This window comes from Streptomyces acidicola (genome assembly GCF_009377235.1).
GTDB classification, from domain to species: Bacteria; Actinomycetota; Actinomycetes; order Streptomycetales; family Streptomycetaceae; genus Streptomyces; species Streptomyces acidicola.
The window spans coordinates 1-3,234 of sequence record NZ_VMNX01000449.1 but is presented as its reverse complement, the minus strand read 5'-3'; the positions used below and the strand labels follow the sequence as shown (position 1 = coordinate 3,234).

4 protein-coding genes are annotated in these 3,234 nt (G+C 71.4%); 1 reads left to right on the top strand and 3 read right to left on the bottom strand.

Annotation, left to right across the window (positions count from 1 at the left end):
* The coding region (locus FPZ41_RS45770) for a serine/threonine-protein kinase (RefSeq protein ID WP_152870740.1) at nucleotides 1-907 on the bottom strand (907 nt) is incomplete at its 3' end.
* A gap of 190 nt (nucleotides 908-1,097) precedes the next feature.
* On the bottom strand, nucleotides 1,098-1,571 hold the full coding sequence (locus tag FPZ41_RS45765) for a MarR family winged helix-turn-helix transcriptional regulator (RefSeq protein ID WP_152870738.1): 474 nt from the start codon (nucleotides 1,569-1,571) through the stop codon (nucleotides 1,098-1,100).
* A gap of 120 nt (nucleotides 1,572-1,691) precedes the next feature.
* On the opposite strand from FPZ41_RS45765, the gene FPZ41_RS45760 reads away from it, so the two are divergent.
* Complete coding sequence (locus FPZ41_RS45760; RefSeq protein ID WP_322621580.1) at nucleotides 1,692-2,090, top strand: HGxxPAAW family protein; 399 nt, start codon at nucleotides 1,692-1,694, stop codon at nucleotides 2,088-2,090.
* 35 nt (nucleotides 2,091-2,125) lie between these two features.
* On the opposite strand, the gene FPZ41_RS45755 is transcribed toward FPZ41_RS45760, so the two are convergent.
* The gene (locus tag FPZ41_RS45755) at nucleotides 2,126-3,121 is read right to left on the bottom strand and encodes a GlxA family transcriptional regulator (protein WP_152870736.1); all 996 of its coding nucleotides are present in this window, start codon (nucleotides 3,119-3,121) and stop codon (nucleotides 2,126-2,128) included.
* Between the last annotated feature and the right edge of the window lie 113 nt (nucleotides 3,122-3,234).

Here is a 3,234-nt window from a genome sequence, read left to right as displayed (position 1 = left end):
TAAGATGTGTATAAGGGACAGGGGTAGGGGGCGGGGTCTGGGCCGGGCCTGAGTCCGAGGCTGGGACCGGCGCCCAGACCGGGGGCGCGGGCGTGTCCGGCAGGGTCTCGAACAGCCTTTGCAGCTCGGCGAGTTCGGGCCGGACGTAGGGATTCTTGTCCAGGCAGCGCTCGGTGATGCTCCGCAGGGGCTCCGGGACTCCGTACAGGGTCGGCGCCTCGTGCACCACCTGGTAGCCCGTCAAGTACGGGCTGTCGGCGTCGAAGGGACCGTGGCCGGTGGCCGCGTACACCAGCAGCGAGCCGAGCGAGAACACGTCCGAGGCCGCGGTGACGTCCTTGGGCCTGGCGAACTGCTCCGGGGACATGAAGGGCGGGGTGCCCATCAGCCGTCCGGTCACGGTGAGGGCCTGGTTGTCGGCGGCGCGCGAGATACCGAAGTCGATGACGCGCGGCCCGTCCTCGGCCATCAGAACGTTGCTCGGCTTCAGGTCCCGGTGGACCATGCCGGCCTGATGGATGTCCCGCAGGGCCTCGCCGAGCCCCAGGGCCAGCGTGCGCAGCGCACGCCCGCCCAACGGCCCGTCCTTGGCCACTATGTCGGACAGCGTGCGGCCGGGGACGTACAGCGTCGCCATCCACGGCTGCTCGGCGTCCGGGTCGGCGTCCACGACGGGCGCGGTGAACGCCCCGCTCACCCGGCGGGCCGCGGCGACCTCCTGCCGGAAGCGGGCCCGGAACTCCTCGTCCTGCGCGTACTGCGCGTGGATGAGCTTGACCGCGACCTGGCGTCCCGAGGCCGAGCGGGCCAGGTAGACGACTCCCATGCCGCCACTGCCGAGCCGGTCGACGACCGTGTAGCCGCCTATCGACCCTATGGACCCCGATTCCCCGGTGCTCAGCGGCATCGCCGGTCAACCTTCCCAATTCACCCATGTCGCACGGCTGTTCACTGGCACCACACTAGTGCCAGACCGGCGGGCGGTCGGCCGGACCGGGCGGACGGCGGACGGCGGACAGCGGATCGGCCAGGAGACAGCGGTGTTGGCGAGGCAGGCCTTGAGCGACCAGTTGCCGACAGAACTTCTGGAAGTCCGCTCAGGGCGCGCACGACTCGTCCAGATACACGCGCGCCACGGCAGCGGCGCGCGTGAACCAGTCGGTGACGATGGCGATCTCGTCCGGCGTGTACTGCGTGAACAGCTCCGCGAGTCGCGCGTGGTAGGGGCCGTAGACGGCCTGGACCCGGTCGGCGGCGGCCGGAACGGCGGCGACGCGCACCCGCCGTCGGTCGGCGGGGTCGGGCTCGCGGGTGACGAACCCGCCGCGCTCCAGGCGGTTGATGATGCCGGTCACCGCGCCTGTGGTCACGTGAGCGCGCGCCGCCAAGTCGCCGGCGGTGACCCAGGAGTCCCCGGCCTCAAGGACGTGGGCGAAGCAGATGAGGTCCGTCATGCTCAGCCCGAGGTTCCGGGCGAACTCCTGCTGACCGACGACGCTCGTCGAGATGAGGTCATCGAGGGCGCTGATGGCGTCCGAGGGGGAGGCGGCAGTTCGCTGCTTGCCCTCCATTGCGATTTCCTTAGCATCTAAGATAAATTCCTTACTTGCTAAGACATCATAGGTCGAGTGCCGCCCACCAGGTCAATGGCGTGTGTGGGCCCGGCCGGGCGAGCGTGAGGAGGCGGGCACGTGAGCGGGCATTACGACGAGGGCCACACCGTGGCCGGATGGACCGGTTTCACCGTCGCAACGACGGGGACTGTGATGGCCGGACTCGGCATCTGCGGCTGGCGCCCGGGGATCTGGCTGGGGTCGGCCCTCATGGCGGCGGCGCTGCTCGTCATGTGGGTCCTCCACCTCGCCGGCTGGGGCAAGCCGCCCGGGCCGCGGACGGTCGATCAGCGGAGCCTTCGGAGGCGGGACCTCTCCGCGCGCCAGGGCCACGCGGGATGCCTTGGATGCCGGCTGGCCGGACGGGGCGGTCCCTGGGTCCGTGCGGGCGCGGCGGCCGCGCCCGCGTCGGCCGCCGCCTCGGAGACGGCAGGCACCTCTGATACGGCAGGCGCCGCGGCCGACGTTTCGTCCTGAACGCGACGGGCCGGGTAAGCGTCCTGACCGCCCGCTCAGCCCATCTGCGTGGCCATGGCCCTGCCCCTGTCCACCGACTCCCGGGTCCGGAACGCCCGCCGGTACGCCTGCGGGCTGATCCCCACCACGCGCTTGAAGCGGTCGCGGAACGCCGTCGGGGAGCCGAAGCCCGCCTGGTGGGCGACGCGTTCGACGGCGTGGTCGGTGTTCTCCAGGAGGTACTGGGCGCGGCGGACCCGGGCCCGGTGCAGCCACTGCAACGGCGTAGTCCCCGTCTGCTCGCGGAAACGGCGGTTGAGCGTACGGGAACTGGTGCCCGCGTGGGCCGCGATGTCATCGAGGGTGAGGTCCCGCTCCGCGTTCTCCTCCATCCAGCTCAGCAGCGGCTCCAGCGTCGCGCCGGCCGGGGCGGGCGGAGCGGACGGCGGGGTGTGGACGATGAACTGGGCCTGGCCGCCCTCCCGTTCGAGCGGTACGACCGACATACGGGCCGTGTGCGCGGCGACCGCCGAACCGTAGTCCATGCGGATCATGTGCAGGCACATGTCGATCGCCGCGGCGGCGCCGGCCGAGGTGAGGAACTGGCCGTTGTCGACGTAGAGGACGTTCGGGTCGACGGTCACCTTCGGGTACATGGCCGCCAGGTCGGCGGCGGCGATCCAGTGCGTGGTGGCGCGCTGTCCGTCCAGCAGACCGGTGGCGGCGAAGATGAACGCGCCGACGCAGATCGAGGCGATGCGCGTGCCGTTCGCCGCCGCCTCGCACACGGCCTCGGCGACGCCCGGGGGAAGCGGGACCGTCGGGTCGGCCGTGCCCGGCAGGATGATCGTGTCCGCCTCGGCCAGTGCGTCCAGTCCGTGGGGGGCGCGTACGGTGAACGGCCCCGCGCTCACCTCCTCGGCCGGTGAGCAGACCCGGACACGGTAGGGCGTGCGGCCGTCCGGAAGCCGGGCCCAGTTGAAGGTGTCGATCGGGGCCGAGAGGTCGAACGGGATGACATGGTCCAGCGCCAGTACGGCCACGGTGTGCATGACTGGAGCGTAATGGCGAATGTTCGGGTGTGCGCCGGGTTCTCGCCAGGGGCGGGCCTGGTGCCGACGCCGGGAGTCGACGCCGGGTGTCGACGGGTGGGTCTCGACGGGTG

Bases quoted from the DNA above. Each gene is read 5' to 3' on its own strand.
- FPZ41_RS45765 (WP_152870738.1), bottom strand. From the start codon at position 1,571: ATGGAGGGCAAGCAGCGAACTGCCGCCTCCCCCTCGGACGCCATCAGC.
- FPZ41_RS45755 (WP_152870736.1), bottom strand. From the start codon at position 3,121: ATGCACACCGTGGCCGTACTGGCGCTGGACCATGTCATCCCGTTCGAC.